At 69.5% G+C, this 771-nt stretch carries 1 pseudogene; it reads right to left on the reverse strand.

From position 1 onward, the window contains the following. Positions 1–767, reverse strand: a pseudogene (locus tag IE263_RS48080) (IS5 family transposase); the annotation flags it as partial. Positions 768–771 lie beyond the last annotated feature (4 nt).

Consider the following 771-nt stretch of genomic DNA (forward strand, 5'->3'; position numbering starts at 1 on the left):
GAGGAAGGCTTCGTGGATGTCGTCGCGTCGTTCCCAGCGGATGCGCAGGCGGCGGAAGCCGTGCAGCCAGGCGATCGTGCGCTCGACCACGTAGCGGAAGATGCCGAGGCCGGAGCCGTGTGGCTGGCCTCGTTGGGCGATGACCGGGCGGATACCGCGGTCCCAGAGCAGTCGGCGGTACTTGTCGTGGTCGTAGCCGCGGTCGGCGAGGAGTGCGTCGGGTCGGTGTCGGGGCCGGCCGACGACGCCGGCCACAGCGGGGATCTTGTCGAGCAGGGGCAGGAGCTGGGTTACGTCGTTGCGGTTTCCGCCGGTCAGGGACACCGCGAGCGGGATGCCCTGGCCGTCGGTGAGGACGTGGTGCTTGCTGCCCGGACGTGCGCGGTCGACCGGGCTGGGCCCGCTTTTGGGCCCCGCCGAGCGGCCCGCACGTGGGAGGAGTCGATCACCGCCCGCGACCAGTCCAGTTTCTTCGCCGCCCGCAGCTTCTTCAGCAGCAAGAGATGCAGTTGGTCCCACACACCGGCTTCGTTCCACGCGGCCAGGCGCCGCCAGCAGGTCATGCCAGAGCCGAAGCCCAGCTCCTGGGGCAGGTACTCCCACTGGATGCCGGTGTGCAGTACGAACAGGATCCCGCACAAGGCCTGCCGGTCCGGCACCCGAGGCCGGCCCTCCACCAGCTTCGGTGCCGGCTCGGGCAGCAACGGCTCGATCAGCGACCACAGTTCATCCGACACGATCCAAGGCCGCGACTGTCGCTTTCCCACGATC

The organism is Streptomyces aurantiogriseus (assembly GCF_014649375.1).
GTDB lineage: Bacteria > Actinomycetota > Actinomycetes > Streptomycetales > Streptomycetaceae > Streptomyces > Streptomyces aurantiogriseus.